General features: G+C 65.6%; 23 protein-coding genes. 14 read left to right on the top strand and 9 right to left on the bottom strand.

The features are described from left to right. Positions 1 to 2 precede the first annotated feature (2 nt). The 5 genes from A5658_RS21600 to A5658_RS21580 all read left to right on the top strand — a co-directional run bounded on the left by A5658_RS21600 (position 3) and on the right by A5658_RS21580 (position 5,760). On the top strand, positions 3 to 821 hold the full coding sequence (locus tag A5658_RS21600) for a coniferyl-alcohol dehydrogenase (protein WP_067339924.1): 819 nt from the start codon (positions 3 to 5) through the stop codon (positions 819 to 821). After that, on the top strand, positions 821 to 1,810 hold the full coding sequence (locus A5658_RS21595; protein WP_067339922.1) for a cyclase family protein: 990 nt from the start codon (positions 821 to 823) through the stop codon (positions 1,808 to 1,810). The genes A5658_RS21600 and A5658_RS21595 overlap by 1 nt, the downstream gene beginning before the upstream one ends. Next, positions 1,807 to 2,637, top strand: coding sequence for an alpha/beta fold hydrolase (locus A5658_RS21590; RefSeq protein WP_067339920.1), 831 nt, complete (start codon positions 1,807 to 1,809; stop codon positions 2,635 to 2,637). The genes A5658_RS21595 and A5658_RS21590 overlap by 4 nt, the downstream gene beginning before the upstream one ends. 73 nt (positions 2,638 to 2,710) lie before the next feature. Continuing rightward, positions 2,711 to 3,847, top strand: coding sequence for a phosphate ABC transporter substrate-binding protein PstS (pstS, locus tag A5658_RS21585; protein ID WP_067339918.1), 1,137 nt, complete (start codon positions 2,711 to 2,713; stop codon positions 3,845 to 3,847). Further along, entirely contained in the window at positions 3,847 to 5,760 is a 1,914-nt protein-coding gene (locus A5658_RS21580) for a serine/threonine-protein kinase PknD (RefSeq protein ID WP_067339916.1), read from the top strand. Before pstS (A5658_RS21585) ends, A5658_RS21580 begins: the two co-directional genes overlap by 1 nt. Here A5658_RS21580 and pstA read toward each other — a convergent pair. Genes pstA through pstS (A5658_RS21565) form a run of 3 tightly spaced genes read right to left on the bottom strand, consistent with a single transcriptional unit; the run spans position 5,757 to position 8,759 of the window. Further along, a complete protein-coding gene (pstA, locus tag A5658_RS21575) occupies positions 5,757 to 6,662 on the bottom strand; it encodes a phosphate ABC transporter permease PstA (protein ID WP_067339915.1) in 906 nt (301 codons plus the stop codon). The genes A5658_RS21580 and pstA overlap by 4 nt on opposite strands. Further along, complete coding sequence (pstC, locus tag A5658_RS21570; protein ID WP_067339912.1) at positions 6,659 to 7,633, bottom strand: phosphate ABC transporter permease subunit PstC; 975 nt, start codon at positions 7,631 to 7,633, stop codon at positions 6,659 to 6,661. Before pstC ends, pstA begins: the two co-directional genes overlap by 4 nt. Before the next feature lie 10 nt (positions 7,634 to 7,643). Beyond that, positions 7,644 to 8,759 carry a phosphate ABC transporter substrate-binding protein PstS gene (gene pstS, locus A5658_RS21565; protein WP_067339910.1) on the bottom strand — a complete coding sequence of 372 codons (1,116 nt, stop codon included), beginning with the start codon at positions 8,757 to 8,759 and terminating at the stop codon, positions 7,644 to 7,646. Between the two features lie 237 nt (positions 8,760 to 8,996). Here pstS (A5658_RS21565) and A5658_RS21560 point away from each other — a divergent pair, with 237 nt between their 5' ends. The 8 genes from A5658_RS21560 to A5658_RS21525 all read left to right on the top strand — a co-directional run bounded on the left by A5658_RS21560 (position 8,997) and on the right by A5658_RS21525 (position 17,983). Further along, the gene (locus A5658_RS21560; protein WP_067339908.1) at positions 8,997 to 9,812 is read left to right on the top strand and encodes an SDR family NAD(P)-dependent oxidoreductase; all 816 of its coding nucleotides are present in this window, start codon (positions 8,997 to 8,999) and stop codon (positions 9,810 to 9,812) included. Between the two features lie 44 nt (positions 9,813 to 9,856). Then, a complete protein-coding gene (locus A5658_RS21555) occupies positions 9,857 to 10,510 on the top strand; it encodes a TetR/AcrR family transcriptional regulator (RefSeq protein WP_067339906.1) in 654 nt (217 codons plus the stop codon). A gap of 9 nt (positions 10,511 to 10,519) precedes the next feature. After that, positions 10,520 to 10,714: a ferredoxin gene (locus tag A5658_RS21550; RefSeq protein WP_067339904.1), complete on the top strand. Its 195-nt coding sequence runs from the start codon at positions 10,520 to 10,522 to the stop codon at positions 10,712 to 10,714. A 3-nt stretch (positions 10,715 to 10,717) separates the two neighbouring features. Continuing rightward, positions 10,718 to 11,956: a cytochrome P450 gene (locus A5658_RS21545; protein ID WP_067339902.1), complete on the top strand. Its 1,239-nt coding sequence runs from the start codon at positions 10,718 to 10,720 to the stop codon at positions 11,954 to 11,956. Positions 11,957 to 12,131: 175 nt separating this feature from the next. Continuing rightward, positions 12,132 to 13,193 (top strand): amidohydrolase family protein, encoded by a 1,062-nt coding sequence (locus A5658_RS21540; protein WP_197503184.1) that lies wholly within the window; start codon positions 12,132 to 12,134, stop codon positions 13,191 to 13,193. A 9-nt stretch (positions 13,194 to 13,202) separates the two neighbouring features. Beyond that, on the top strand, positions 13,203 to 14,441 hold the full coding sequence (locus A5658_RS21535; RefSeq protein WP_067339898.1) for a Xaa-Pro peptidase family protein: 1,239 nt from the start codon (positions 13,203 to 13,205) through the stop codon (positions 14,439 to 14,441). A gap of 2 nt (positions 14,442 to 14,443) precedes the next feature. After that, positions 14,444 to 15,574: a Xaa-Pro peptidase family protein gene (locus A5658_RS21530; RefSeq protein ID WP_067339895.1), complete on the top strand. Its 1,131-nt coding sequence runs from the start codon at positions 14,444 to 14,446 to the stop codon at positions 15,572 to 15,574. Positions 15,575 to 15,577: 3 nt separating this feature from the next. Further along, positions 15,578 to 17,983: a CaiB/BaiF CoA-transferase family protein gene (locus tag A5658_RS21525; protein ID WP_067339893.1), complete on the top strand. Its 2,406-nt coding sequence runs from the start codon at positions 15,578 to 15,580 to the stop codon at positions 17,981 to 17,983. On the opposite strand, the gene A5658_RS21520 is transcribed toward A5658_RS21525, so the two are convergent. The 5 genes from A5658_RS21520 to A5658_RS21500 form a co-directional block, all read right to left on the bottom strand. Further along, a complete protein-coding gene (locus A5658_RS21520) occupies positions 17,984 to 18,796 on the bottom strand; it encodes an SDR family NAD(P)-dependent oxidoreductase (protein WP_067339891.1) in 813 nt (270 codons plus the stop codon). Positions 18,797 to 18,824: 28 nt separating this feature from the next. Next, a complete protein-coding gene (locus tag A5658_RS21515) occupies positions 18,825 to 19,664 on the bottom strand; it encodes a mycofactocin-coupled SDR family oxidoreductase (RefSeq protein ID WP_067339889.1) in 840 nt (279 codons plus the stop codon). Positions 19,665 to 19,693: 29 nt separating this feature from the next. Continuing rightward, positions 19,694 to 20,893 (bottom strand): cytochrome P450, encoded by a 1,200-nt coding sequence (locus A5658_RS21510; protein WP_067340157.1) that lies wholly within the window; start codon positions 20,891 to 20,893, stop codon positions 19,694 to 19,696. A 179-nt stretch (positions 20,894 to 21,072) separates the two neighbouring features. Beyond that, a complete protein-coding gene (locus A5658_RS21505; protein ID WP_067339887.1) occupies positions 21,073 to 21,912 on the bottom strand; it encodes an acyl-CoA thioesterase II in 840 nt (279 codons plus the stop codon). A 53-nt stretch (positions 21,913 to 21,965) separates the two neighbouring features. Further along, positions 21,966 to 22,619: a TetR/AcrR family transcriptional regulator gene (locus A5658_RS21500; RefSeq protein WP_067339884.1), complete on the bottom strand. Its 654-nt coding sequence runs from the start codon at positions 22,617 to 22,619 to the stop codon at positions 21,966 to 21,968. 180 nt (positions 22,620 to 22,799) lie between these two features. Here A5658_RS21500 and A5658_RS21495 point away from each other — a divergent pair, with 180 nt between their 5' ends. Next, complete coding sequence (locus tag A5658_RS21495; protein WP_067339882.1) at positions 22,800 to 23,975, top strand: acyl-CoA dehydrogenase family protein; 1,176 nt, start codon at positions 22,800 to 22,802, stop codon at positions 23,973 to 23,975. 11 nt (positions 23,976 to 23,986) lie between these two features. Here A5658_RS21495 and A5658_RS21490 read toward each other — a convergent pair whose 3' ends face one another. Beyond that, the gene (locus tag A5658_RS21490; RefSeq protein WP_082993353.1) at positions 23,987 to 24,730 is read right to left on the bottom strand and encodes an acyl-CoA dehydrogenase family protein; all 744 of its coding nucleotides are present in this window, start codon (positions 24,728 to 24,730) and stop codon (positions 23,987 to 23,989) included. Positions 24,731 to 24,768 lie beyond the last annotated feature (38 nt).

Below are 24,768 nucleotides of genomic sequence, written 5' to 3'. Positions count from 1 at the left end.
CGTTGGCGCGCATCGACGAGCTGTGGCGCTACGACGGTCGGCGTGCGGTGGTCACCGGGTGTGCGTCGGGCATCGGGGCGCACCTCGTACGCCAGCTCACCGAACTGGGCGCGCACGTGGTCGGCGTGGACAAGCAATTGCCGAGCGACGCGGTCGCGGAGTTCTACACCGTCGACCTGACCGAGCCGGCGTCCATCGACATCGCGGTGGCATCGGTGGGCGGACCGGTCGACGCGCTGTTCAACGTCGCCGGGGTGTCCTCGGGGATCGGCGATCCGCTGCGCGTCGTGACGATCAACTTCCTCGGCCTGCGGCATCTCACCGAGTCGCTGGTCGACAAGATGCCGGCCGGATCGTCGATCGTGAGCGTCTCGTCGTTGGCGGCCAAGGCATATCGGGACAACCAACACGTCACCAGTGGGCTGTTGAAAACCCGGACGATGGCCGACGGCATCGACTGGTGCACAAGCAATCCCGACGCCCTGGCCGATGGGGGCTACCGGTTGTCCAAAGAAGCGATCATCCTGTACACCATGAGCAAGACCAACGCGCTCGGCAGCCGCGGCATCAGGATCAACTGCACCGGCCCGGGGGTCACCGAAACCCCGATCCTCGACCAACTGCGCGGCGCCTACGGCCAGAATTTTCTCGACGACATCCCCAAGCCGCTGGGCCGGGTCTCCGATCCCGAGGAGCAGGCGGCCGCGTTGGTGTTCCTGAATAGCCAAGCCGCCAGCTATATTTCGGGCCAAGTACTGTGGGTGGACGGGGGCAATCTGGGCGCCGCGGTCGCCCGTGAACTCGAGGAAGGGCAAGCATAGTGGCCAGCCTGACCGATTTTCGCCGGGTATCCGGCGAGGTGTCCAACTGGGGTCGGTGGGGCGACGCCGACGAACTTGGCACCCTGAACTTCATCACCGCGGACAAGGTCGCCGAGGCGGCCAGTTTGGTCAAGCACGGCAAGGTGTTCCCGCTGGGCGTCGACTTCGGATCCTCGGGTCCGCAGGGAGCGTTCAAGTTCCGGCACAACCCGATCCACACGATGACCGTCGACGGCGGCGACGCGTACTCGGTGGCTCGCTTCGGCCCGGACTGGGTGGGCAATCCCAGCGCCCAGGACATGGGAAAGTATTTCCAGGACGACCTGTTTCGCTTCAACGACGACATGATCGTCATGCCGCTCCAATGCGCCACCCAGTGGGATGCGCTCTCGCACGTGTACTACGAGGACAAGCTGTACAACGGCTTCCCCGCCGACTCGGTGACCAGCTTCGGCGCGCGGCACTGCGGCATTGACAAGGTCGACGGCAAGGGCATCACGTCGCGCGGGGTGCTGCTCGACGTCGCCCGTCACCGCGGCGTGGAGACGTTCATCGAACTCGGCAATCCCATCACCGCCGGTGAGTTGGACGACGTGGCGCGGGCGCAGGGCGTGACGATCCGACGCGGTGACATCGTCGTGGTCAGAACCGGTTGGTGGGCGCGGTTTTTGGAGACCGGCAACGGCGGCGAACCCGGGTCGGGGTTGGACTGGCTGTGCGCGTCCTGGCTGCACGACCACGACGTCGCCGCGGTGGCAGCCGACAACCTGATGGTCGAAGACCCGATCTCCGCTGTCAAGGGCACTTTCATGCCCATGCATATGCTGTGCCTGCGCGACATGGGACTGATGCTCGGCGAGTATTGGGATCTCAACGCGTTGGCCGCGGATTGCGCCGCCGACGGTGTCTACGAATTCCAGCTCGTCGCCCCGCCGCTGAGATTTACTGGCGCGGTGGGCTCTCCCGTCAATCCGATCGCGATCAAATGACCGAGATCCACAGTAGGACAGCGGTAATCGACGGCCTCGTCACCCACTACCTGGAAGCGGGCCATGGCGATCCGGTGATACTGCTGCACGGCGGCGAGTTCGGGGTCAGCTCCGAAATCGGTTGGGAAGCAACAATACCCGCGCTGGCCGAGCGATATCGGGTGCTGGCACCGGACATGCTTGGGTTCGGACAGTCGGCAAAGGTGATCGATTTCAACGACGGTCGCGGGATGCGGATCCGGCACGTCGCCCGATTCTGCGCCGAGCTGGGTGTCAACTCGGCCCACTTCGTCGGGAACTCGATGGGTGCCATCAACCTGCTCGTCGACGCCACCTCTGACTCACCGATGCTGCCGATGCGCAGCCTGGTGGCGATCTGCGGCGGTGGCGAAATCCAGCGCAACCAACACATGCAGGCGCTCTACGACTACGACGCCAGCCTGCCCGCCATGCGCCTGATCGTCGAAGCGCTGTTCCACGATCCGAAGTACCCGGCCGACGAGGACTATGTCCGGCGCCGCTACGAGTCGAGCATCGCCCCCGGCGCCTGGGAGGCACTGGCCGCGGCTCGCTTCCGCCGGCCGGGTACCGCAGCGCCGCCTCCGCCGTCGAGCACCCGGCCGTACCAGCGGGTCGGCGTCCCGGCGTTGGTGGTCGAAGGTGCCGCCGACAAGTTGCTGGCGACCGGCTGGGCGAAGGAAATCGCCGACCAGATGCCCCAAGGCCGATCGGCCGTCATCGACGCCGCCGGCCACTGTCCGCAGCTGGAGCAGCCAGCCGACGTCAACGCCCTCTTGCTGGGCTTTTTCGCCGAAATCGAGGGCTGAAGCGCGGCACGCAAAGCTAGCACCAAGCTGGCATTCATTTTTTATTAAGCTCGGCGCGGTTTCCTGTTAACTGATGACAGCCCCCGAGAGGAGTGCCGTGAAGGTCGCCCGGTGTACAGCGATGCTGAGCTTGCTGGTCGCCGGCGCCTTGGCCCTGTCGGCGTGCGGCAGTAGCAACAGCACCTCAACGTCCGGGTCCGGGCCGTCATCGGTCCCGGTCCACTGCGGCGGTAAGAAGAAACTGCAGGCCAGCGGCTCGACCGCGCAAACCAACGCGATCGAGCAGTTCGTCTACGCCTATATCCGCGCCTGCCCCGGCTACACCCTGGACTACAACGCCAACGGCTCCGGCAAAGGGGTGCAGCAGTTCGTTGACAACGAAACCGATCTGGGCGGCTCCGACAAGCCGCTCGATCCGGCGAAGGGCGAGCCCGAGAAGGCCCAGCAGCGCTGCGGCTCACCCGCCTGGGATTTGCCCGCCGTATTCGGGCCGATCGCCGTGACCTACAACGTCGACGGCGTGAGCACGCTGAACCTCGACGGGCCCACCACCGCGAAGATCTTCAACGGCACCATCACCACATGGGACGACCCGGCCATCAAGGCGCTCAACGCCGACGCCAAGCTCCCGTCGACGCCCATCACCGTGGTCTTCCGCGACGACAAGTCCGGCACGACCTACAACTTCCAGAAGTATCTCGATGCCGCCTCCGACGGTGCCTGGGGCAAAGGCACCGACGAGACATTCGTCGGCGGCGTCGGCCAGGGTGCCATCGGTAACGAGGGCACGTCGGCGGCGCTGCGGTCCACCAACGGGTCGATCACCTACAACGAATGGTCGTTCGCGGTCGGCCACCAACTGAGCATGGCCCAGATCGTGACCTCGGCCGGCCCGGATCCGGTGACGATCACCACCGAGTCGGTGGGCAAGACGATCGCCGGAGCCAAATTCGCCGGGGAGGGAAACGATCTCGTGGTCGACACCTCATCGTTCTACAAACCCTCGCAACCCGGCGCCTACCCGATCGTGCTCGCCACGTATGAGATCGTCTGCTCGAAGTATCCGGACTCATCGACCGGCGCAGCGGTAAAAGCCTTCATGCAAGCCACCATTGGGGCCGGGCAGGACGGCTTGGATCAATACGGCTACATCCCCATGCCCAGCTCGTTTCAGACGAAACTGTCAGCGGCCGTGAACGGTATCTCATGATGAGCTACCGCCAATCGGATACCCGGGTGGGGTCATGGTTCGGCCCGTACCGGCTGACTCGCCTGCTCGGCCGCGGCGGCATGGGTGAGGTGTACGAAGCCGAGGACACCCGCAAGGGCCGGGTCGTCGCCCTCAAGCTGATATCGCCGGAGTTCTCCGACGATCCGGTGTTTCGAGCCCGGATGCAGCGGGAGGCCGGCGCCGCCGGACGGTTGACCGAGCCGCACGTCGTACCCATCCACGACTACGGCGAGATCAACGGCCAGCTGTACCTGGACATGCGGCTGATCGACGGCGCCGACCTGGCGGCCGTGCTGAAGCGAACCGGCCCGATGAGCCCGCCCCGCGCCGTGGCGATCGTGCGCCAGGTGGCCGCTGCGTTGGATGCCGCGCACGCCAACGGCGTCACGCACCGCGATGTGAAGCCGGAAAACATCCTGCTCACCGGAGACGACTTCGTGTACCTGGTGGACTTCGGAATCGCCCGCGCCGGAACCGATCCCGGGCTGACTCAGGTCGGGATGGCGATGGGGACCTACAAGTACATGGCCCCGGAACGGTTCGGGGGCAGCGAGGTCACCTACCGGTCCGACATCTACTCGCTGGCCTGTGTACTCGGCGAATGCCTCACCGGCACACCGCCATACGTCGCCGACAGCATCGAGCGACTGGTCCACGCGCATCTCATGCAGCCCGCCCCGCGGCCCAGTCAGTTGCGGCCCGGTCGCGTGCCGGCAGCGCTGGATCAGGTCGTCGCCAAGGGCATGGCCAAGAATCCAGAGGATCGGTACCGCAGCGCCGGCGAGCTTGCCAACGCCGCCCTGCAGGCGCTGACCGCACCCGATCAACATCAGGCCGAAAGCATCCTGCAGCACACCGAGGATGCAGCTAACGCGCACACCATGATTCGCCCCGCTGAGGCCTGGAGCCGGGTAGCGGCTCCTGCCAGCGCAAGCGACTGGAGTTATCACCCGCCGTCCAACGGATCACGGGCGAGCCGGCAGCATCCCGACTTCAGCGCTCCTGACCCACAGCGACGCGATCGCCGCAAACTCTGGATGATCCTCGGCGCCGTCGCCGTACTGCTGGTCGCGGTGTTCGGCTACGTGGTCCGCCCGCACAGCGGACCAGCGGGCGAGTCCTGCGGACAGAACATCCTGCCGTTCAACGGGCTCAACTTCCGGCTGTCGCCCGGTGGCGTCGCGGTCGATTCGACCGGCGCGGTGTACGTCACCAACCAGGGCATGTACGGCCGGGTGGTGAAGTTGGCCCCGGGTTCGGATACCCCGACGGTGCTGCCGTTCACCGGCCTGTATCAGCCGCAGGCAGTGGCCGTGGACTCGGCGGGCACGGTGTACGTGACGGACTTCAACCACCGGGTCGTGATGATGGCTGCCGGCTCGAATAACCAGACGCAGCTACCGTTTAGCGGCCTCAGCTACCCCGAAGGCATCGCGGTCGACAGCGGCGGCAGCGTCTACGTCGCCGACCGGGGCAACGACCGGGTGGTGAAACTGCCGGCCGGCACCAACACTCCCACCGTGCTGCCGTTCACTGGTCTCAACAACCCCGACGGAGTTGCGGTCGACGGTGCCGGCAACGTCTACGTCACCGACTCCGACAACAACCGGGTGCTCAAGCTGCCCGCGGGTTCCAGCGAGCAGACCGCGCTGCCGTTCACCGGTATCAGCGTGCCATGGGGTGTCGTCGTCGACGCTGCGGGCAACGTCTACGTCAGCGAGCACGACAACAACCAGGTGCTGAAGCTGCCGCCCAATTCGAATGCTCCAACTCCGTTGCCGCTCAACGGCCTCAACACTCCGCTGCAGCTGGCGCTGGACAAAGACAGCAACGTCTACGTCGCCGACCGCGGCAACGACAGGGTGGCCAAGCTCCGCGTCGCCGGATGCTAGCGACGGCGCAGGGCGATCAACCGATTGGCCAGCGCGGCAGTCAGGTACACCGCTGCCACCACGATGATCAGCGTAAGCGCCGCACCCCAAACCCTCAGAAAGCCAGCGTGTTCGGGGTTGTTTAGCTCGGAGTAGATCAGCAACGGCAACGACGCCATGTTGCCGTTGAAGATGTCGAAGTTGATCGACCGGCTGTAACCGACCAACACCAGGACCGGCGCGGTTTCACCCATCACCCGGGCGATCGACAGCAGCACCCCGGTGATGATGCCCGGCATCGCGATCGGGACGACGATGCGCATGATCGTCTTCCACTTAGGAATTCCCAAGGCATAGCTGGCTTCTCGCAGGTCTTGCGGCACCAGCCTGAGCATCTCCTCGGTGGATCGCACCACGACCGGCAGCATCAGCAAGACCAACGCGAGCGACACCGCGAACGCGCTCTGCTGAAATCCCATGGTGGCGATCCACAGGCTGAAGATAAACAGCGCCGCCACGATCGAGGGCAGCCCGGCCAGCACGTCGACCATGAACGTAGTGACTTTGGCGAGCTGGCCGGAACGGTACTCCGCCAGGTACACGGCGGTCATGAACCCCAGTGGAATGGCGATGGCCGCGGCGACCGCGGCCTGAATCACCGTGCCGTACAGAGCGTGATAAACACCGCCGGCGAAATGCTCGGGCAGGACGCCGCGCAGCGAATGGCTCCACCAGCCGGGCTGCACGATGGCGTAGGAGCCGCGCTCGATCACGATCCACAGCACCCAGACCAGCGGCACGAGAGCCAGCGCGAACGAGAGAGCGAAAAGCGTTGTGGCGATGCCGTTCTTGATCCGCCGCCGGAGGCTGATCGACTGAACGGCCGAGACTTTGATCGGTCGATCGATGGCCGGGGCGCTCATACCTTCACCGCCCTGCCGACGATGGCGCGCGCGACCGCGTTGACGATGAACGTGAGCACGAACAACACGAATCCGGCCGCGATATAAGCCCCGGTCGGTAGTGGCTCGCTGAATTCGCTTGCCGCAGAAGCAATTTTCGATGCGAAGGTGTAACCACCGTCGAACAGTGACCAGTGGCCCGCAGACGCCGAAGCGCGCAGGATGATCAGCACCGCCACCGTTTCGCCGAGTGCGCGACCCAGCCCGAGCATCGACGCGGCGACCGCGCCGCTGCGGCCGTACGGCAGCACGGCCATCCGCACTACCTCCCACTTCGTCGCACCGAGCGCCTGCGCAGCTTCGGTGTGACTAGTCGGGGTCTGGCGGAAGACTTCTCGCGATACCGAGGTGATGATGGGGAGGACCATCACGGCAAGAACCACGCCGGCGGTGAAGATGTTGCCGCCACCGGCCAGCGACACATCGCCGGCCTTGAACAGGAACAGCCAGCCCAGTTTGTGGTTGAGCAGGGATTCGATCGGTGCGAGTTGCGGTGCCAGCACGAAGATTCCCCAGAGCCCGAAGACAATCGACGGGACCGCGGCGAGTAGGTCGACGATGGCGCTGAAGGGGCGCGCCAATCGTGCCGGCGCGTACTGGGTCAGGAATATCGCGATCCCGATCGCGGTCGGGACGGCCAATGCCATGGCCCACAGCGAACTGAGCAGGGTCACCATGAACAGGTCACGGATGCCGAACGCCAGGTTGCTGCCGTTGGTGGTCTTGAACTGTGCGCTGGTGAAGAAGTTCGCGTGGTTGGCGCGCAGGGCCGGAATGGCTTGGACCAGAAGGAAGATGGCGATCAGGCCGATCACGATCGTGATCGTCGAGGCGGCGAGGGCGGCGACCGACTTGAACAGTCGGTCGCCTACCCGCACCTGAGTTGCGTCGCTGGCCCGCAGCGGGGGCGCGGGCGCTGTCGCGGTGGACATGTGGACTTGGTCAGGCGATGGCGTTGACCGCAGTCGACAAGCGGGACTTGAAGGCGTCCGGGATCGGGATGTAGCCGTTGTCCGCCAACCCGTTCTGGCCGGGACCGATGGTGGCCTGCAGGAATGCCTTGACGGCTGTGCCGACCTGGCTATCCGCGTACTTCGAGCAGACCACCTCGTACGTCGCTAGCACGATCGGGTAGGCGCCCGCCTGGGTCGGCTTGTAGAACGACAGCGTGTCGAGGATCAGGTCGTTGCCCTGGCCCTTGATCTTCGCGCCGGCGATGGTCTTGCCGACCGAGTCGGCGCTGATCTCCACCGGGTCGTGTCCGGCCGGGGTGACGATCTTCGCCTCGTTCAGCTTCTGCGCCTGGGCGAACGACCATTCGTTATAGGTGATTGAACCCGGCGTGTTCTTGATCGCCGCCGACGTGCCGTCGTTGCCCTTGGCGCCCTCGCCGACACCGCCGTTGAACGACTTCCCGTGGCCTTTGCCCCACGCGCCGTCGGAGGCGCCGTCCAGGTACTGCTGGAAGTTGTCGGTCGTGCCGGACTGGTCACTGCGGAACACCACGTGGATCGGCAGGTCGGGCAGCGTCGTTCCGCTGTTGAGCGCGGTGATGGCCGGGTCGTTCCATGTCTTGATCGTCCCGTTGAAGATCTTCGCGGTCGTCGGCCCGTCCAAGTTCAGCGAGCTGACGCCGTTGATGTTGTAGGTCACCGCGATCGGCCCGAACACCGTCGGCAGATCCCATGCGGGCGAACCGCACCGCTCCTGGGCCTTGGCGTGCTCGTCGTCGCTCAACGCGACGTCCGAGCCGCCGAAATCGGTTTGGTTGCCGACGAACTCGTTGATCCCGGCGCCCGAGCCGTTGGCAGTGTAGTTCAGCGTCTGGCCCGAGCAGGCCTGCTCGAAGGCGTTGACGAAGCGGGCCATCGCGTTGGCCTGCGCGGTCGATCCACTGGCCTTCAGCGTCTGCTTTCCGCCGCAGTGCACGTTCGACGACGACGCACCCGAGGTCGTCGCGCCGCCCTCGCTGGCGTTGTTGTTGTTGCCACATGCTGACAGCACGAGCACGCCGGTTGCCAGCACGCCCACCGTGGTGCCAAATCGATTGAGTCTCAAATCAGTTCCTTTGAACGGTCGGGTTGACGGCTACATCCACTGCGCCGCTGGCTCAGGACGGGCCACGGAGGAGTCGCGGCATACGGAAGCGTTGCTGCTCTTGGCCAACGCCATGAGGATTCGAGGTAAACAAACGGGCTCACCAAGCCGAACGTAGCATCGGCGTTTGGGAGTCGGCTGTGGACGTTGTAAATCAATCGCTTGACTTAAGCAACGCCGCGCTTATTAACTCAATGCATGGTCAACGAACTGCTCGGCAAGGTCGCGATCGTCACCGGCGGTGCCTCCGGGATCGGTGCCGGGATCGTCGAGAAGTTCGCGGCGGAGGGCGCCCGGGTGGTGATCGCCGACGTCGAACGTGGCCGCGGTGAGGGCCTTGCCGCCAAGCTGGGCCGTGACGTGGATTTTCGGTTAGTCGACGTCTCCGACCCCGAGCAGGTAAGCGCGCTGGTCGCGCACGCGGTCGCGACCTTCGGTGGTCTCGACGTGATGGTGAACAACGCCGGCGTCTCCAGCAAGATGCATCGCAGCTTCCTTTCCGACGACCTCGCCGACTTCCAACGCGTCATGGCGGTCAACGTCCTGGGCGTCATGGCCGGCACCCGCGACGCGGCGCGCCAGATGGCGCAGACCGGCGGCGGGTCGATCATCAACATGTCGTCGATCGGCGGGATCCAGGCCGGCGGCGGCGTGATGACGTATCGCGCCTCCAAGGCTGCGGTCATCATGTTCACCAAGTCGTCGGCGATTGAGCTGGCGCATTACGAGGTTCGGGTCAACGCGATCGCGCCTGGCAATATCCCCACCCCACTGCTGCAGACGACGACCTCGGACAAGTCGCCCGAAGAACTGGCGCGCTTCGAGCACGCCATCCGCGAGCAGATGCGCGCCGATCGGCCGCTGAAGCGGGAGGGCACCACCGACGACATCGCCGAGGCGGCGCTGTACCTGGCCGGCGACCGGTCCCGCTACGTGACCGGCACGGTGTTGCCGGTCGACGGTGGCACGGTGGCCGGAAAGGTCGTCCGCCGTCGCAGCGAGCAGGCCAATTAAATCAATCGCTTGACTTAATCCGTGTGAGCGCGTTGACTGGCCGAGTGACCACTGCGAGGGCCGCGCGTAGCGAGCGGGCCAGCACCACCCAGGAGGCGATCCTGACCGCCGCCGAGCGGCTGTTCGCCGAACACGGCGTCTTCGCAGTCTCCAATCGGCAGGTGAGTGAGGCCGCCGGGCAAGGGAACAACGCGGCGGTCGGCTACCACTTCGGCACCAAGACCGACCTGGTGCGGGCCATCGAGCAGCGGCACCGCGAGCCCATCGAACGTTTGCGGGAAGACATGGTCTCGCAGACCGGCGGCTCGCAGGACCCGCGCCGTTGGGTCGCCTGCCTGGTGCGTCCGCTGACCGATCACCTGGCGGCGCTGGGCACCCCCAGTTGGTACGCACGTTTCGCCGCACAGGTGATGACCGACCCCACCTACTACAGCATCGTCGTCAAAGACGCGCTGTCATCTGAGTCCCTGGTCCAGGTGATCGACGGAATCAACCGGTGTCTGCCCGAGCTCCCGGTCGACGTTCGGGTGGAACGCAACCTGATGGCGCGCAACCTGCTGGTGCACACCTGCGCCGATCGCGAACGTGCTTTGGCCGCAGGCGCATCCGCGCCGTGGACGTCCTGGGGCGCCGCCGGGACGCGCCTCATCGACGCGGTGGTCGGGCTGTGGCTGGCGCCGGTCACCCCGCACGAGTGAAGAGTTGACATGAAAGTCTCTGTGGAACAAGACAAATGCGCATCATCGGGCAACTGCGTGATGCATGCGCCGGAAATTTTCGACCAGCGCGATGACGACGGCGTCGTCATCGTGCTCGACGAGAGCCCACCCGCCGAACAGGCGGACAATGCCCGCAAGGCCGAGGCAGGTTGCCCCGCACTGGCCATCCACATCGAGGAGTGAGAAGTGTCAGACACGCTCACCGGCAACACAACTGAGGCGATCGCCCCCGACTATCCGATGGAGCGCGCCGCCGGCTGCCCCTTCGCCCCACCGCCGGAGGTGATGCAGTTGGCCCAGGCGCGGCCGCTGTCCCGGGTCACGATCTGGGACGGCAGCACGCCATGGCTCATCACCGGGTACGAGGAGGCGCGCACGTTGTTCGCCGACTCCCGGGTCAGCGTCGACGATCGCCGACCCGGCTTCCCGCATTGGAACGAGGGCATGCTGTCGACGGTGCACAAGCGGCCCCGATCGGTCTTCACGTCGGATGCCGAGGAGCACACCCGTTTTCGGCGGATGCTGTCAAAGCCCTTCACGTTCAGGCGGGTTGAAGGTCTGCGGCCGGCGATCCAGCAGATCACCGACGACGCCATAGACGCGTTGCTCGCAGGTCCGAAGCCCGGTGACATCGTCAGCGCGCTCGCACTGCCGGTGCCCTCGCTGGTGATCAGCCAGCTGCTGGGGGTGCCGTACGAAGACGCCGAGATGTTCCAGCATCACGCCAATGTCGGCCTCGCGCGGTACGCCGCCGCCGAGGACACCATGAAAGGCGCGATGAGCCTGCACAAATACCTTGCGCAGCTCGTCGAGGCCAAGATGGAGAACCCGGCCGAGGACGCGGTGTCGGACCTGGCCGAGCGGGTGAAGGCCGGCGAGCTCAGCGTCAAGGAAGCCGCCCAGTTGGGCACCGGGCTGCTGATCGCCGGGCACGAGACCACCGCCAACATGATCGGCCTGGGCGTGCTCGCTCTACTCGAGAACCCCGACCAGGCCGCGGTTCTGCGTGACACCGACGACCCGAACGTGATCGCCAACGCGGTCGAAGAACTACTGCGCTACCTGTCGATCATCCAGAACGGGCAGCGCCGGGTCGCCGCCGAGGACATCGAGATCGCGGGCGAAGTCATCCGGGCCGGTGAAGGCATCATCATCGACAACGCGCCGGCGAACTGGGACGCATCAGAGTTCAGCGAACCGGACCGGCTGTACCTGCACCGCTCGGGTGCGGGCCAGCACATCGCGTTCGGCTACGGCCGGCACCAGTGTGTCGGCCAGCAGCTCGCCCGCGCCGAACTGCAGATCGTCTTCCACACGCTGCTTCGCCGCATTCCCACGTTGGAACTCGCCGTGCCGATCGAGGACGTTCCGCTCAAACACGACCGGCTCGCCTACGGCGTCTACGAACTACCGGTGACCTGGTGAATACCCTCACCAGCCGACCCGGGCTCACCACTTCCGAAAACCCGATCCGATTGGAGGGCCAGTGATGTCGCCTCAAACCAGCACGGTCTCGCTCTACCCGCCCGGAGGCTTTGGCGCGCCCAAGGATCGTCACGGTCAGGCCGACGGCACCAAGACCGGACTGCCCGACGGCACTGTGGTTTTCTCTGCGGACAACCACATTTCGATCGCCGACGACATCTTCTACAACCGCTTCCCCGACGAGCTCAAAGACAAGGCGCCGCGAATCTGGTACGAGGACGGCGCTTACCAGGTGGGCCGAAAGGGACAGTCGTTCCTGCCGGGTGATTTCAGCGCCGTGCTGATGCAGTACGACGACCTGCCCGGGGCGGCGAGCACCAACATCGAGGCCCGGATTCAGGAGCTGCGCGAGGACGGCGTCGAGAAGGAACTCGCTTTTCCCAACGCGATTCTGGCCCTCTTCCACTACCCGGACAAGCAACTTCGGGAACTGGCATTCCGGATCTACAACGAGTACATCGCAGAGCTACAGGAGCGGTCGAACGGTCACTTCTACGGCGCGGGACTGATCAACTGGTGGGATCCCGAAGGCGCCAAAAAGACGCTGAGCGAACTGAAGTCGTTGGGATTGAAGACCTTCCTGCTACCGCTGAATCCCGGCAAGGACGACGACGGCAATGTCATCGACTACGGCAGCACCGCGATGAAGCCGGTGTGGGACGAGATCGAAGCCGCCGGGCTACCGATTACCCACCACATCGGTGAAACGCCGCCGAAAACTCCGTGTCAGTTCAACAGCGTCGTGGTCGGCATGATGATCAACATCGACGGCTTCCGCGAGCAGTTCGCCAAGTACCTGTTCACCGGTATTCTCGACGACCACCCGAGCCTGCGGATCGGCTGGTTCGAAGGTGGAATCTCCTGGGTGCCATGGGCTTTGCAGGATGCCGAGCACCTGGTGGCGTCGTATCAGCACATGTTCAACCGGCCGTTGCAGCACGACGTGCGCCACTACTGGGACACCCACATGAGCGCCTCGTTCATGGTCGACCCGCTGGGACTGCAGTTGATCGACCAGATCGGTGTGGACAAGGTGATGTGGTCCAGCGACTACCCGCACAACGAAAGCACTTTCGGCTATTCTGAGAAGTCGTTGGCCGCCGTCGTGGAAGCCGTCGGGGCCGACGATGCGGTCAAGATCGTCAGCGGCAATATCACCAAGTTCTTGGGTCTGTAGGACCACTGCATGACGACATTTTTACCCTCGCCCTCGTCCGCGCTCGACATCCCGGAGACCCCGGACATCGAGCGGATGCGCCGCGAGACCGGCGCGCGACTGCGTACGGCGATGGCCGACCGCGGCGTCGACGCGTTGATCTTGTTGGGGAACAACAGCGTTGTCTATGCGACCGGAGTGAGTTGGCCGCTGGGAGATGCCGGGTTGTCGTATGTCGAACGACCGGTCGCGGTGGTGCTCGCCGACGACCCGCACCCGCACCTGTTCCTCCCGTTTCGCGAGGGTGCGTCCTCGGAATCCGGGTTGCCGACCGATCATCTGCACGGCCCGGTCTACCTCGAATTCGACGAGGGCGTCGAGCATTTCGTCCGGATTGTGCAGCAACTCGTCCCGTCGACAGCGGTGATCGCGGTCGACGAGCTAACCGGGGCCATGCGGCGTGCCCAGTCACAGCTGTTCCGGTCCGGTCCGCCGACCGACGCCGCTCAGGTCGTCGGGACCGCCAAGCTCATCAAGACCCCGGACGAGATCGCGTGCATCCAGACCGCGGTAAAAATCACCGACACGGCGATGGTGGACGTGCAGGCCGCGCTCGCGCCCGGAATCAGGCAGATCGACCTCTCCGCGGAATTCACCAGGCGCACCTTCGAACTCGGCGCGATGGCCAGCATGCTGGAACCGATCTGGCAGGTGATGCCCAAGTTCAAAGCCGACGGGGTGTGGACCACTCACGGCGATCTGGCGTTGCCGCTGTTGACAACTGAGCGTGAACTTGCCGCCGGCGACGTGCTGTGGACCGACGTCAGCATCACCTATCAGGGTTACTGTTCCGACTTCGGCCGCACCTGGGTCGTCGGTGACGAGCCGACGCCCCGACAGCACGCGCAGTACTACAAGTGGCAGGAAATCATGGATGCCGTGCTTGGCGTGGTGCGCGCCGGTGCCACTGTCGCGGACCTCGGCCGAGCGGCGACCAAAGTCAACGGCGGTACTAGGCCGTGGCTGCCGCACTTCTACCTCGGCCATAGCATCGGCGTCAATGCCGCCGAAACACCCATGATCGGAACCGATCTCGGCGATGAATTCGACGAGAGTTTCGTCCTCGAGCCGGGCATGGTGATGGTGCTGGAACCGGTGGTGTGGGAAGACGGCACCGGCGGGTACCGCAGCGAGGAGATCGTCGTCGTCACCGAGGACGGGCATATCCGGTTGACCGACTATCCCTATGCCCCGTACGGAGAGCGCTGAGCATGAGTACTGAGGTTCTGGCCGACGACCGCGCTTTGCGGACGGGTCGTCGCGAACGCGCTCTGGCGCAAATGGACAAGCATGATCTCGACGTGCTGGTGCTTGGCCGCCAGGCGAACGTTCGTTACGTGTCCGGCGCGCCGCAGCTCTGGGTGGCCGGCACCCGGCCGTTCGGGCCGACCTGCGTCGTCGTGCGGGCGACCGGAGCGATCCACTTGCTCAGCACCTGGGATGAGGGTGTGCCCGAAGACATCCCGCACGAGAACCTCTACGGCATCTCCTGGAACCCGATGAACACCATCGCCAACCTGCAACGGATCGACGGTGCAGCTGAAGCGAAACGTGTTGGCACCGACGCTCTTTCGCCAGGATTCGCGCAGTTGCTGCCGATGGCGTTCCCGAACGCCGAGCTGGTCGACGGTGAGCTGGCGATGCGCGCGGCGCGACGGATCAAGACACCCGAGGAAGTGGTCGCACTCCGGGAGGCCATCCGGGTGGCCGAACTCGGACTGGCCGCGGCGGTAGCCGAATTACGGCCGGGTGTCAGCGAGAAGGCATTGGCCGGCGTGTTGTTGGAGGCGATGGCGGCCGGCGGGGTAAGCACCCCGTCCACCCAGGACGCCGCGTGGGTGACCGCGCGTGACCACCCGTGGCGGCGGGCGAACCCGGACGGGTTGGTCCACGACGGCGACTTGGTGGCCTTGTCGTCCGGAGTTCTCGACGGCGGCTACACCGGCGAGGTCGGCCGGACGTGGCCCGTCGGCGACGTTCCGGGCGCGGGCGATCTGTATCGACGCTGGGATGCGTTGTGGGACAGGCTGTATGAGGCATGTCGGCCCGGCGCGCCGGCCATCGACCTCCTTACCGCCTATCAGGCCGCCGGTGAAGAACTGCCGCCGATGCCGATCGCGCGAGGGCTGGGTCTCGGATTCGACCCACCGGTGGTGTCGCAACATCTGCCGGCGACCGCCGCCGGCGAGCGGATCGAGGCGGGCATGGTGCTGGCCGTCACGGGTTACGTCTGGCAGTCCGGGGTCGGCGCCGTGTTCGGACGAGAGGCGGTGTTGATCACTCCCGACGGCCCCGAGGTCCTCACGTCGAGTCCGTCGGCCCATATCGCCGTCGGCACCTAGGCCGTGGCTCCGTTACACGGCTACACCGTCGTCGACCTCTCTACCGGAATCGCCGGCGCGTACTGCACCAAGCTGCTGGCCGACGGTGGCGCCCGGGTGATCAAAGTCGAGTCGCCACAGGGAGATCCGCTGCGACGATGGTCTGCTTCGGGCGCGGCCATCGACGGCGACGGCGCCTTGTTCGGCTTCCTGGCCGGCGGCAAGCACAGCGTGGTCGCCCAAGCGGGAGACGCTGACCTCGTCAACGACGTGCTGGCCGCCGCCGACGCGGTGGTGTGGTCACGCGGATCCACGGTGGCCGAGTCGTTCACCCCGCAGCTGCTGCGCGAATCGCATCCACACCTGATCGTCACGTCGATCACCCCGTTCGGGCTGGAAGGCCCGTGGCGCGATCGTCCGGCGACCGAGTTCACCCTGCAGGCATGGTCCGGCGGCATCGTCGGTCTGGGCCGCGGATCTGCCGACCGTGCACCGGTATTCGTCGGCGGGCAAGTCGGTGACTACCTTGCCGGCGCCTATGCCAGCGCCGCGACGCTCACGTCCCGGCTGCGGCAGCGCGAGACGGGAGCCGGGGAACTTCTCGACCTGTCGATGCTGGAAGCGCAGATCCTCGGGCTCACCTATTATCCGGTCACGTTCTTCCAGATGCTCGGACGGCCATGGCGGGACGCCCGCAAGCTCACAATCCCCGGAATTGCGCGCGCCAAAGACGGTTTGGTCGATGTCGGCTGCGGGACAGCGCAGCAGTGGTTCGACCTGTGCGCGATGATCGGGCAGCAGGACTGGATCGACGAGGACTCACCGCTCTCGATCACCGAGATGGCCAACGAAAAAGCCGCCGAGATCTACGCTTGGTTCGAAACCCAGAACGCCGACGACATCCGCGAGCTCGCCACCGCCTTCCGAATCCCCAATGCGCCAGTGGCCAACGGCGCCAACATCACCGAGCTCGAGCATTTCCAGCACCGCGGCTCGTTCGTCGTCAACCCCCGCGACGGGTTCACCCAGCCCGGCCCCCCGTACCGAATGCAGCCCGCGACTCTCGCCGCGCCGCAACCGGCCCCGCGACTCGGCGAGCACACCGCGCAGTACCGACATGTGACGCCGCCCGCCCCGCAACGCCCAAAGTCGGGCAGTCCTTCAGAACAATTGCCGCTCGAGGGTTTACGAATACTGGATCTCACCACCTTCTGGGCCGGTCCGAGCTGCACCCACTTCCTGGCGATGCTCGGTGCTGACGTGATCCACGTCGAGTCAACCCGTAAACCGGATGGCGCCCGACTGATTGCCGGCATCCCGGTCACCGAGGACCGGTGGTGGGAGAAGTCGCCGATCTTCTCCGCGCTGAACACGAATAAGAAGGGCGTCACCCTCGATCTGCAAACCGATGCGGCCCGCAATATCCTGCGCCGCCTGATCGCAACGTCGGATGTGGTGGCGGAGAATTTCACTCCCCGTGTGCTCGACCAGATGGGACTGGACTTCGAAGCGGTACAAGCGATTCGGCCGGATGCGATTCTGCTGCGGATGCCAGGGTTCGGGCTGGACGGCCCGTGGCGGGACAACCCGGCGTTCGCCTATGTCATCGAAGCCGCGTCCGGGGTGAGCTGGCTGACCGGTTACCCCGACCGCAACCCTTACGAGCCCTACTCGATCGGCGACCCGAACGCCGGCATCCATGCCGCCAATGCGCTGCTGCTCGCTCTGGAGTTCCGGCGCACCACCGGCAAGGGCGTCATGATCGAGGCCGCGATGATCGACGCGGCACTGAACATCGCCGCTGAACAGGTCATCGAGTACTCCGCCTACGGGACGCTGCTGCAACGCGCCGGCAACCGCGGCCCGGCGGCGGCACCGCAAAACGTCTACCGCACAGCCGATGTCGACGAATTCGGGCGCCTCGACAGTTGGGTCGCCATCGCGGTCGCCGACGACGCACAGTGGGCCGGGCTCTGCACCGCACTGGGTGGTTTAGAATGGGCGCTCGACCCGACTCTCTCGACAGCTGAGGGACGACACGCACACCACGACCTGATCGACCGGCATCTCGGCGCGTGGTGCGAAAGTCGCGGCGGCGACGACATCGTGCGCTGCCTGTGGGACGCCGGCGTTCCGGTCGCCAAGGTGATGCAGCCGCATCGCCAAACCGAGATCCCGCAGCTGCAGTTCCGCGGCTTCTTCGAAGACGTGGGCCATCTGGTCAATAAGGTGACGCCGCATAGCACTGTGCCGGTGCGGTTTTCGGCCGGACCAGACCGGTTCCATCGACACCCGGCGCCGCTGCTCGGCCAGCATAACCACGAGCTGCTGACCGAAATCGGGCTCAGCGCAGGCGAAATCGCGGAGCTGGAGGCCGAGGGCGTGATCGGCGAGGTCCCGGGCACGGTGCGAAAGGCCGCAAGCACCTAGTCAGTGACTCCAGCCCGCGTTAGCCTGCTCGTCGAAGGTCTGGTCGATGCGATCGAATCGCTTGCGAATCGACCGGCGGGCAGCCGAATGGGGGAGCACGTAAAGCCGGTTGGTCGCAATCGCGTCGACGGTCAGACGGGCGACCTCGTCGACGTTCAAGGTGTCCGGTTGCGCGGGCGCAGTCGTTGACGCCAGCCCGTAGTCGGCGCCCATGATCCGTTCGGAGTTCGACAGCAGCTTGGTCTCGACGACCATCGGACACAGCACCGAGACTCCGATGCCGTTGTCTTTGACCTCGCGGGCCAGGTTCTCGGCCAACCCCACCACGCCATACTTCGCGACGCTGTAGGCGCCCAGGCCGACGTTGGGCATCAGGCCGGCGAACGACGCGGTGAAGGCGACGTGGCCGCCGGTACCCTGCTCGAGCAGGCGGGGCAGGAACGCCTCGACCGCGTGGATCGAGCCCCACAGGTCGATGTCGATCACCCAGCGCCAGTCCTCGTGGGTCATCTGCGCGATCGGGCCTGCGACCACGATGCCGGCGTTGCTGAACACCACGTCGACCTGCCCGAGCAGCCGAAACGCCTCGTCGGCCAGGTGTGTCATCTCCTTGAGCGATCGGACATCGCACATCACCGGGTGAGCCTCGAAGCCCTGCCCCTGTAGATGTGCGACGGCCTGCTCGAGCGCAGGCTTGTCGACGTCGGCGAGCACGAGACGTGCTCCGCGCCTTGCTAATTCAGTTGCGGTCGCGAGGCCGATGCCGTTTGCGCCACCGGTGATGACGGCGCCCTTGCCTTCAAATCTGCTCATGGCGCGACGGTAGCCGATAGGCGCGCCGCTACTTCAGGCAGCTGCCCCCGTCGACGGGCAGCGTCACGCCGGTGATGTAACGCGCCTCGTCGGACGCTAGGAACAAGACCGCGTTGGCAATGTCCTCGGGCTCGACCCAGCCGATCGGCAGGGTGTGCATCAGCTGCCCGACGACCTTCATGTCTTCCGGTCCCGGGTTCTCCAGATCGGGCCGGAACAGCCTCATCGTGCCGTCGTTCATGAACAGCGGGGTGTTGACGTTGGTCGGGTGCACGGAGTTCACCCGGATGTTCTGCGCGCCGAGTTCGACGGCGAACGTCCGCATCAGGCCGACCACACCGTGCTTGGCCGCCACGTAGTGACCAGTGTGCGGGTAGGCCTTGAGGCCGCCGACCGAGCTGGTGAGGATGATCGAGCCACCGTTGCCGCCGGCGAGGATATGCGGCACACCGGCTTTCACGGTCTTCCACACGCCACCGAGATTGATGTCGATCATCGCGGTCCAGTCGGTTTCGCTGGTCTTGTCCAGCGTCTGCCCGCCATTGCCGATGCCCGCGTTGGCGACGATGATGTCGAGCTTGCCGAGCTGCTCGACGCCGGTGTCCACGGCGGCCTTAAGCGCGTCGTAGTCGCGGACGTCGACCTCGGCGGTGTAGATCCGACGGTTGTGGCCCTTGACCAGGTCGGCGGTTTCGGCCAGATCCTCCGGCGTGGACGCGGCGATCAGATCGACGGTGTCGATCTTCTTGCAAATGTCGACCGCGATGATGTCGGCACCCTCCTGGGCCAATCGCACCGCATGGGCACGGCCCTGACCTCGCGCCGCGCCCGTGATGAACGCGACCTTGCCTTCGACTCGACCCGCCATCGTTACCTCGTTTCCTTACTTGTGATTGTTCAACCGATGACCGCGGGCATCGTGTCCCATCCACGCACGGTGGAGGTCGGAGACAATGCGGCACGACTGAGGTCGACCTGCCATTCGGGGAAGCGCTTCAAGATCTCCTCCAGCGCGATCCGGCCCTCCAGCCGGGCCAGTGCCGAGCCCAGGCAGTAGTGGGTGCCGACGCTGAAGGACAGGTGCTGACGGGGTTCGCGGTGAATGTCGAAAACATCGCCGTCAGGCGGGAATTGACGGTGGTCGCGGTTGGCGGCGCCGATCAGCATCATCATCGCGCTGCCCTCGGGCACCGTCTGCCCGTAGTAGGTGACGTCCCGCGTCACGTAGCGAGCCACGTGCGGCGCGGGTGGCTCGAAGCGCAGCAGCTCCTCGATGGCCGCGGGGACCAGGGCCGGGTTCTCGGCCAGCTCCTGTCGTTGTTCGGGGTGCTCTGCCAACACCTTTCCGGCCCAACCGATCAGTCGGGTGGTGGTCTCGTTGCCTGCGCCGGACACCACGCTGATGTAGGTCAGCAGTTCCTCGCGGGTCAACCGACGCGTGACGCCCTTCTCGTCGACGAACTCGACATTGAGCAGATCGGTCATGATGTCGTCGGAGGGGTGCTTGGCGCGCCAGTCGATGAACTCGGCGAAGAACTCGCCGTTGTCCATCGGGGACGAGACATCCATGGGTTTGCCTGCCTCGGTGCGCATTTGGTTGTTCGCTCTGTCGCGCGCGGCTTCCTGGTACTCCTCGGGAACGCCGAGCAGCATGCCGATTACCTTCATCGGCATCTGGGCGCCGAGGTCGGCGACGAAGTCGAAGCGGTCACCGCCGACCAGCGGATCCAAACTGTGCGCACAGAATTCGCGGATCTTTGGCTCGAGGTCGTTGATCTTGCGCGGGGTGAACATCCGCGCCAGCAGCTTGCGGTGCACGTCGTGGATCGGCGGGTCCTCGAAGATGATTACGCCAGGCGGAATGTCGATGTTGGCCTTGATCAGTTCGATGATGGCGCCGCGGGCCGAGCTGAAGGTTTCGTGGTCGACCAGCGCTCGGTCGACGTCGGCGAATCGGCTCAGCGCGTAGAAGTCGTGCTGCTCGTTGTAGTAGAGCGGGGCTTCTTCGCGAATCGCCCGGAATGCCCGGTAGGGGTCGGCATTGATCTCCACGTCGTACGGGTCGTAGTAGACGCCGTCGGGTGCAGTCACTGTCACAGGTTCTCGCCTCTCGCCGCGCGCGCATGAGGGATGGCGCTGCCGAATCTGCGGCAACTCTGTCATCAGCCGGCTGCGGGTGTCAACGTAAGATCCATTTTCGCTAGCTAGCATTCTGCGATAGCGAGAATTAGCTTCTCCAAGCTGCCAAATGTGTGCGATATGCGAACACTTTCGCGTCATGCGCCGGGCGATTCGCCGCTGCTGCGAAAGCGCAGTAGTGCCTCCTGCGCGTACGACGCGACCAGCGAGCCGTCCTCGGTCAGGATGTCGCCCCGGCCGAAGCAACGGCCATGTGCCAGCATCGGGCTGTGCTGGCGCAGCAGCAGCCATCGGTCGGTGCGGAATGACCGGTGAAACCAGACGGTGTGCGAGGTGACGGCGGAGGTGAACTGCGTTCCGTTGCCCCGATGGCTGAACCCTTCGAACGGGCGCAGCGCCGTCCCGATCAGCGTGAGGTCCGTGGCGTACGCGGCCAGGGCCGGCGCGAGCTCGGTGTCGACGGCCGGGGTCCGCATCCACACCTCGAATCTCGGCGGGCCGGTGGTGGTGGCGCTGAGGTCGTCGGCGCTGCGGGTCTCCCACGGGATCAGGTCGAGTTCCACCCGGTGCGTCTCGTCCAGCAGCGTCGAAACCGATTCGCAGTCTTGGTTTTCCGGGCCGTCCTCACATCCGTGCATGGACACCGCACTGCTGGCCAGCACGGCATGCGGCTGCTCGGCGGTGATGGTCAGCGAGGCAAACGAGCGGCCCTCGTGCTGGGGGGTCGACCGGTAGCGGACCGACTGGGCGGCTCGCCCCTCGCGGGCGAACACCGCGTGTAACGATTTGACCGATTTTCCCGGGGAGGCCAGTTCCGCGACGCGGATGAATTGCCCGAGCAACTGGCCGCCGAACACCCGGTGGTAGTCCAATTGCTGGCTGACGCCCTCGAACTCCAGGACACCGTCGGCGTGGGCGGGGCCGCCGAGGCGGTGTGGATTCAGGCAGCCGAGCAGGTCCGTCCAGAGATCAAGCACGCGGCCAGTGTAATTGAGGTTCTCACTTGCCGGTAAGCCGATTCTCGACCGGTTTATTTGCCGATGAATCCTCGCGAGCAGAAGTCCCAGACCTCGTCGGCGGTGATCGGATGCACGGTCGCGTCGTCGGATCCGCCGCTGGATTGCGCGATGAACATCACGGTCTGCATTGTCATCGCGGCCATCCGCTTGGCGTTGATGCCCGACCGCAGTTCACCGGCCTCGCCGGCGGCTTCCATCAGCTCGGCGAGCAAAGTGACCAGCGGCGCGTGCGCGACCTTGACCTCCTCGGGGTGGGAGACCAGCAGTCGCGGAGCAAAGTCGGTGAACAGCGGCCGCTTGGCGGTCGGGTCCGGGCGAGACGCCTCGAACAGCAGCTCGACCGCGACTTTCAGCCGCTCGATCGGGTCGGTGTGGTTGGCGGTGGCGGCGCGAATCTGATCCGACGACCGGCTCAGGGCGTCTTCGAAGAGCGCGAGCAGCAGTTCGTGCTTGCCGTCGAACTGCAGGTAGAAGCTTCGCAGCGACTGCCGGGAGCGGTCGACGACCTCTTGGACGGTAAAGTCCGTGCTGCCCTTCTCGATGATGATGGCCTGCGCCGCATCCAGGAAGCGTTGGACGCGCTGCGCGGCCCGCAGCTTCGCCGTCTTGATCGACCGCTCGACGGCGCGCTGTTTCCAAGCCGGCTCTTCGCTGGGGCTGGTCACGGGCGGCTCAGATGATTGCCGCGAGGGGAGAACATGATTGGACTGTACCGGAGAACGCCGTGTCATTGGTGTGCTCTCCCCCTCGCGGGACGACGTGTCTGAGATTGTAACTTTCTCTTGGCGAGAATAGTATTCTCTTACCGCTCCGCTGGGAAGCGGAATGCGAATTACGGAGCGCACATGCAACTGACCTTCGATGCGGACGTCGAAGCATTCCGTACCGAATTCGCGGCCTTTCTCGACGAGTATCTGCCGGACGACGCCGACGTGGTGCGACGTTCGCGGTCGTCGTCCGACGTGCCGCCGTGGGCTCGGCGATGGCAGCGGCTGCTGTTCGACCACGGCTGGCTGTTGCCCGGCCAGTCGCCCGAGTTCGGCGGCCGCAATGCCACTGTGTTGCAGCAGTATGTCCACGCGGAGGAGTTGTCGCGGCGCCGCATCTACCAGAGCTTCAACCCGCAGGGCGTCGGCATCATCGCCGCGTCATTGTTGTCCTTCGGAACGCCGGAGCAGAAGCGGCAGTGGGCCGTGCCGATCCTGCGGGCCGAGATCACCGCGTCACTGGGCATGAGCGAGCCGGGTGCGGGCTCCGATCTGGCCTCGCTGCGAACGGCCGCGGTTCGCGACGGAGACCACTTCATCGTGAACGGGCAGAAGGTATGGACGTCCGGCGCCCACGACGCCGACGTGTTGCTGACATTCGTGCGGACCGATCCGACTGCGCCAAAGCACCAGGGGATCAGCGTGCTGCTGATCCCGACCGACACTGCGGGCGTGACGCGCCGGCCGTTCGCCTCGGCCGCTGCCAGCGACGACGTGGATTTCAACGAGGTGTTCTTCACCGATGTGCGCGTGCCGGCCGAGAACCTGGTCGGCCCGCTGAACGACGGCTGGCGAGTGGCCAACGGTTCGCTCGGCCACGAGCGCAACATGCTCTGGATGGGCTACGCCGACCAATTGCAGGAAATGACAGCCGATTTCGAACCCTTCGGCGAACGCGAACGTGATCGCTACGCCACCATGGTGATGGATTACGAGGCGCTGCGGTTGTTGGGCTCGGTGACCCTGGCGCGAGCCGCTCGCGGCGAGGACGACGTGGCGAGCCAGTCGGTGCTCAAGCTGCTCGGATCCGAAGCCGTGCAGTCCGCGACCGAGCATGTCTTGGGCGCCAGTGGAGTGGACGGGCTCGTCCACCCCGCGCTCACCGGCCCGTACGCGCCGCTGAACTTGGATGCGCACTCCGGAAGCTGGTTCGACCGCTACCTGCGCACCTTCGCGGCGACCATCGCCGGCGGCACGTCGGAGATCCAGCGGAACATCATCGCCCAGCGGATTCTCGGCCTGCCGCGAAACTGATTGCCGACGAGCTAGAGCTGCGTCAGCCGTGGCGCAAACCCTTTGTCGCGCAATGCTGCTCCGGCCTCGCGGGTCAGCTCGCGTGAACTGCCGAGCAGGCCGTCCAGCACCAGCGCGCGTTTGATGTGTCGCTGCAGTTCATGCTCCGCGGTGAAGCCGATACCGCCGAGCACCTGCTGGCAGTGACGCGCCGCGGTCAACGCCGCCTGGCCGGCGGCGGCCTTGGCGAGCAGAAAGCTCAGTTCGTCGGGCTCGGCCGCGGCAGCCACCAGTGTGGCCTCCGCGCCTTCGATCGCGACCAGCGTCTCGGCCAGCCGGTGCCGGATCGCCTGGAACGACGCGACGGGCCGCCCGAACTGCGTGCGGTCCAGCGCATGCTGGCGAGCCAGCGCCAGCATCGCCCGCCCGGCGCCGACCAGCCACCAGCCAAGAGCGTGCCGGCCCGGCCCCATCGGCGCCGAATCGCCTTCGCCCACAGGGTGTATCGGCAAGTCATCGCCGAGCACCGAGCTCGGCCCACCGGTCCGGGCCCAGACAACCCAGGAGTCACCGGTGTATCGCAACGGCACCGTGCCGCCGCCCTCGCGGCCGGCCGCACGCAACACGACGTCGTTGAGCACGGGCGCGTGCGCACCGGTCTCGCCGAGCAGCCTGAACACCAAAGGAACTGCGGTATACGGTATTTCGTCGAGCATCTCGAGCCAGCCCAGTTCGGCCAGCGCGGCGTCGAGCTGCTGGCCCGACGCGGTCGTCATCGTCTTGCGCAGGCCGTCCTCCAGCAGCTGCAAGGATT

It is taken from the genome of Mycobacterium sp. 1245111.1 (genome assembly GCF_001673405.1).
Classification (GTDB): domain Bacteria; phylum Actinomycetota; class Actinomycetes; order Mycobacteriales; family Mycobacteriaceae; genus Mycobacterium.
The sequence above is the reverse complement of the archived record's forward strand: the minus strand, read 5'-3'. Positions and strand labels throughout refer to the sequence as shown.

Bases quoted from the DNA above. Each gene is read 5' to 3' on its own strand.
- A5658_RS21590 (WP_067339920.1), top strand. From the start codon at position 1,807: ATGACCGAGATCCACAGTAGGACAGCGGTAATCGACGGCCTCGTCACC.
- pstS (WP_067339918.1), top strand. From the start codon at position 2,711: ATGACAGCCCCCGAGAGGAGTGCCGTGAAGGTCGCCCGGTGTACAGCG.
- A5658_RS21580 (WP_067339916.1), top strand. From the start codon at position 3,847: ATGAGCTACCGCCAATCGGATACCCGGGTGGGGTCATGGTTCGGCCCG.
- pstA (WP_067339915.1), bottom strand. From the start codon at position 6,662: ATGAGCGCCCCGGCCATCGATCGACCGATCAAAGTCTCGGCCGTTCAG.
- pstC (WP_067339912.1), bottom strand. From the start codon at position 7,633: ATGTCCACCGCGACAGCGCCCGCGCCCCCGCTGCGGGCCAGCGACGCA.
- A5658_RS21560 (WP_067339908.1), top strand. From the start codon at position 8,997: ATGGTCAACGAACTGCTCGGCAAGGTCGCGATCGTCACCGGCGGTGCC.
- A5658_RS21550 (WP_067339904.1), top strand. From the start codon at position 10,520: ATGAAAGTCTCTGTGGAACAAGACAAATGCGCATCATCGGGCAACTGC.
- A5658_RS21535 (WP_067339898.1), top strand. From the start codon at position 13,203: ATGACGACATTTTTACCCTCGCCCTCGTCCGCGCTCGACATCCCGGAG.
- A5658_RS21530 (WP_067339895.1), top strand. From the start codon at position 14,444: ATGAGTACTGAGGTTCTGGCCGACGACCGCGCTTTGCGGACGGGTCGT.
- A5658_RS21520 (WP_067339891.1), bottom strand. From the start codon at position 18,796: ATGAGCAGATTTGAAGGCAAGGGCGCCGTCATCACCGGTGGCGCAAAC.
- A5658_RS21515 (WP_067339889.1), bottom strand. From the start codon at position 19,664: ATGGCGGGTCGAGTCGAAGGCAAGGTCGCGTTCATCACGGGCGCGGCG.
- A5658_RS21495 (WP_067339882.1), top strand. From the start codon at position 22,800: ATGCAACTGACCTTCGATGCGGACGTCGAAGCATTCCGTACCGAATTC.
- A5658_RS21490 (WP_082993353.1), bottom strand. From the start codon at position 24,730: ATGACGACCGCGTCGGGCCAGCAGCTCGACGCCGCGCTGGCCGAACTG.